We start from the raw sequence: 4,046 nt of genomic DNA on the forward strand, positions 1-4,046 counted from the left end.
TCAGAAGAGTTTTGTTAGCCGCTCTAAGCGTGCTGCACCATGCGGCTTGTGCTTGCCAACACCAGCCCCTCCGGCGCGCAGACCCCGCTGCCCTGCCCCCGGTGCAGCCGCTGCTCCACGCGGCCGAGCAGATGGCCCAGCAGGCGGCGGTACACAGCATCGCCGCCGATGGCGTCTTCCACCCCGGTATCCAGGTTGGGGTTGTCGTTGATCTCGATCACATGGGCGCCGCTGGCGTTGCACTTGAGGTCCACGCCGTAGAAGCCATCGCCCACCAGGCGCGCTGCGGCGGTGGCAGCGGCCAGCACATGGGGTGGCACCTCGGGCAGGGCCACGGCCAGGGTGCGGCCCTCGGTGTACTGGCCGTTGTCGCCGTGCTGCAATATCTGCCAGTGCCCGTCGCACATGAAGTATTTGGCGGCAAACAGCGGCTGGCCCGCGAGGATGCCGATGCGCCAGTCGAAGTCGGTGTACATGTACTCCTGCACCAGGATGACTTCCGATTCCTTGAGCATCTCGCGCGCGATCTCCTGCAGCTGCGCAAAGTGGTCGGCCTTCTTCACGCTGCGGCTGAACGAGCCATCGGGCACCTTGACCACCACCGGGTAGGCCAGCCCATGCTGAAAGTCGGCCAGCGTGCGGCGGCTGAGCATGTGCGTGCGCGGTGTGGCAATGCCGTGGCCGCGCAGCAGTTCGGCCAGATAGGCCTTGTTGGTGCAGCGCAGGATGGAGACCGGGTCGTCGATGACGGGCATGCCTTCGGCCACCGCCCGCTTGGCAAACTGGAAGGTGTGGTGGTTGACGGCCGTGGTTTCACGGATGAACAGGGCGTCGAACTGCGCCAGGCGCGAAAAATCCTTCTTCTCGATCAGCTCGGCAGCAATGCCCATGCTGTCGCCGATGGTGATGAGCCTGGCGAGCGTGACTGCGCTCGACGGCGGCAGCGGGTCGACCGGGTCGTGCAGGATGGCCAGGTCCATGCGCGGCGCGGCCACGGCCGCCACGGGGCGCCAGCTGCGCCGCGTGAAGTGGCCCAGCGCCTCGGTGAAGACCTCGTCGCGGTGCGTGTCCACGTCGCGCGGGTCCAGCGCCTGCAGGGCCGCGACATGCCAGCCCTGCGGGGCATCGCAGCGCTCGACCACGATCTCCAGCAGCGGGCAGCGAAACAGCTCGAAGCCCTTGCGTGCCAGCGCGGCAAACTCGGCGTCTTCCGTTCGCCCGAAGAACACCTGCAGCGTGAGCGTGCTGACCGAGCGCGGTATGCCGGGCAGCGGGCCGATCAGCCGGTCCAGCACCGCGATCGAAGCCGCCCGCGCCTTGCCGCGCGCCAGGCCCAGGATGGCCTCCACGCCCGGTGTCACCCGGTCGCCGCGCGCCTCGGCCAGCAGCGAGCAGTAGTAGCCTATGCCCAGGTAGCTGTAGCTCCTGCACAGGTTGGTGACCTTGCGAACCCGGCTGCGCGCCTCGGGCCCTTCGGCAATGAACTCCTCGGCGGTGACGATCTTCACGCCGGGGTCGCTCCAGCGGAAGTCGGAGCGCTTTTCGACCACGATCACATGTTCTGAGGACACGGGGGAACTTCTTTCTTGCTTGCAATGATGACGGCCGCGGTCTGACGGCGGCGCCCGTAGCGGGCGATCTTCTTGAACTCGGCCAGGCTCACCGACATGCCGCCATCGCTTTCGCCGGAACGGGCCATGGGGTCGAGCACGCGGAACACTGCGCCATCGAAGCCGACGATCGCCACCCAGTGCGGCGCCTTCTCGCGGTGCAGCCGCCACAGGTAGGGCCTGTTCACACTAATTTCGGGGATCGCGAAATTAGTGTGAACAGGCCCTAATGAGCACGATGGGCACGTAGCCCAGGCGCAACTGCTCGATCACCCCCTCGGCGGACACCGGCAGCGCGAAGATAGGCACGCCGCGCGCTAGCAGCTCGGCCTGGAAGTCATCTTCCACGCGCTGGATGACGCGCTTCTTGTGCGGCTCGCGCACGCTGTCCATGAACAGCGAGGAGCCCGCTGCGGCATACACCGACACATCGAAGCCCCGGTGCAGCGCCGCACAGGCCAGCCCGAACGGACCGCAGCCGCCGTGGCCCGCTGCCATGAACACCGTGGTCGCCTCGCGCCACAGGCGGATCTCTGCGGCCTAGTCCATCACGGTGGCAGGGTCCAGAGCCGACATGGCGATCAGCAGCGCGCACGGGCCGCAGGTGAAGTCCAGCGTCTGCCCGTAGTGCCGCGCGCTGCGGAGCACCGGATGCGCGCCCTGGCCCTTGTCGTCGAACAGGCCCTTCTGGAAGCAGATGGCGTCGGCCCCATCCTCGTAGTAGGCGCTCTTGCGGCCCGATGGCACGAAGCCAAAGCGCCGGAACAGGCGGTGGGCACCGACATTGTCGGCCCGGCTTTCCAGCCGCAGCAGCGCACAGCCTGCGCGGCGCGCATGGGCCAGGGCCTCGGTGACCAAGGCGCTGGCCAGCCCACTGTTGCGCGCCTGCGGTGCGACGGCCAGCGAGTACAAGCGCGCGACGAAGGTGCCTCTGCGCAGCAGCACCACGCAGGCGCCGGGCACCGCTGCGCACTCGCTTGCGCCATCGCGGGCCACCAGCACCCGGGCCGACGGGCTGCGCAGCAGGCGCCGCCAGCTGGACAGGGAGATGCGGTCGCCGGTGAACGCAGCGCGCTCCAGGGCATCGAGTGCAGGCGCATCCCCCAGCGTGCCCAGACCAATGGGGCCGCTGGTGGGTGGTGCAGAAGGCAGCCCCCTCAATGCACCACGCATGGGGTGCCTGTGCTTGTGTTTGTGCTTGCGCCTGTCAGCCGCTCAATGCGGCCGAACTCGGCCTGTGGCATGCCGGCCGTGAGCAGGGCCATGCAGGTGGCCAGCTCGCTGCTGCGCAGGTGGATGTGGGCGCTGATGCCGTGGCGCGCGACGTCCATCCCGATGCGGTAGCAGGCCAGCCGGGGGCCCAGGATGTGGTGCAGGGTGCGCCGCACTGCGGGTACGTCGGCGCCGGACAACCGCAGGGGAAGGACCACGAGGTCATCCGGACTGTCTTGGGCAACAGCGCCGAGCGCCACGCGGTGGAGCGAAACCAGGGAAAGGCTGGGGTGCAGCATGCGGGGGCCTGCGCCAGGGAGCCAGGCGGCTTCCAAGCCGGCGGTAGGCAGTGGGTTAAACATGGCTTGCAGTCTAGGCAGCGCGGTATAAATTCGTTGTAAAGAAACGCGCTGCGGCCGTCAAATCGCCGTGAAGAATCCACTGCGGGACAATGCAGCACCCGACAAGAACAACGGCCCCTCCCCACCATGAAAACCGAGCAGATCGAACCCTTCTTCGCCGCCCTCAAGGCCGCCAACCCCATGCCCAACACGGAGCTGGAGTACACCACCCCGTTCGAGCTGCTGGCCGCCGTGCTGCTCTCGGCCCAGGCCACGGACGTGGGCGTGAACAAGGCCACGCTCAAGCTGTTCCCGGCGGCGGGCACGCCGCAGGCCATCCTGGACCTGGGGCTCGAAGGGCTGGAGGGCTACATCAAGACCATCGGCCTGTACCGCACGAAGGCGAAGAACCTGATGGCCACCTGCCGCATCCTGGTAGAACAGCACGGCAGCGTGGTGCCGCGCACGCGCGAGGAGCTCGAAGCCTTGCCCGGCGTGGGCCGCAAGACGGCCAACGTGGTCCTCAACGTCGCCTTCGGCCAGCCCACGATGGCGGTGGATACGCACATCTTTCGGGTGAGCAACCGCACGGGGCTGGCGCCGGGCAAGAACCCGTTGGCGGTGGAGTTGCAGTTGGTGAAGCGGGTGCCGGATGCGTATGCGGTGGATTCGCACCACTGGCTGATCTTGCTGGGGCGGTATGTGTGTGTGGCGCGCAAGCCGCGGTGTTGGGAGTGTGTGGTGCCGCGGTATTGTGATTACGAGCCGAAGACGGCTGCGCCATGAGCCTTGTTGACGGTGGTTAGGCCATGCCTTGATTGAGGGCGGAGGCCGGGGTGTGCGCCCGGCGGCGCACCTACCTTCTTTTGCTTCGTCAAAAGAA

Annotated in this window: 4 protein-coding genes and 1 pseudogene; 1 reads left to right on the forward strand and 4 read right to left on the reverse strand. The window is 67.5% G+C overall.

Features of this window, described 5'->3' with window-relative positions:
* Nucleotides 1-23: 23 nt before the first annotated feature.
* The 4 genes and pseudogenes from ASE28_RS00635 to ASE28_RS00645 form a co-directional block, all read right to left on the reverse strand.
* Nucleotides 24-1,571, reverse strand: a complete 1,548-nt coding sequence (locus ASE28_RS00635; RefSeq protein WP_082607799.1) for a RimK family protein — start codon at nt 1,569-1,571, stop codon at nt 24-26.
* Nucleotides 1,553-1,798 (reverse strand): peptidase C39 family protein, encoded by a 246-nt coding sequence (locus ASE28_RS33335; RefSeq protein ID WP_255361002.1) that lies wholly within the window; start codon nt 1,796-1,798, stop codon nt 1,553-1,555. The genes ASE28_RS00635 and ASE28_RS33335 overlap by 19 nt, the downstream gene beginning before the upstream one ends.
* A gap of 22 nt (nt 1,799-1,820) precedes the next feature.
* Nucleotides 1,821-2,783: pseudogene (locus tag ASE28_RS00640) on the reverse strand (peptidase C39 family protein).
* Nucleotides 2,768-3,040: a hypothetical protein gene (locus ASE28_RS00645; protein ID WP_157421791.1), complete on the reverse strand. Its 273-nt coding sequence runs from the start codon at nt 3,038-3,040 to the stop codon at nt 2,768-2,770. Before ASE28_RS00645 ends, ASE28_RS00640 begins: the two are co-directional and overlap by 16 nt.
* A 270-nt stretch (nt 3,041-3,310) precedes the next feature.
* Between ASE28_RS00645 and nth the strand changes: the two genes are divergently transcribed.
* A complete protein-coding gene (gene nth / locus ASE28_RS00650; protein ID WP_057263777.1) occupies nt 3,311-3,949 on the forward strand; it encodes an endonuclease III in 639 nt (212 codons plus the stop codon).
* Nucleotides 3,950-4,046 lie beyond the last annotated feature (97 nt).

This window comes from Acidovorax sp. Root219 (genome assembly GCF_001428665.1).
GTDB lineage: Bacteria > Pseudomonadota > Gammaproteobacteria > Burkholderiales > Burkholderiaceae_C > Acidovorax.

Excerpts from the sequence above, each read along its gene's own strand:
- nth (WP_057263777.1), top strand. The coding sequence starts at position 3,311 with ATGAAAACCGAGCAGATCGAACCCTTCTTCGCCGCCCTCAAGGCCGCC.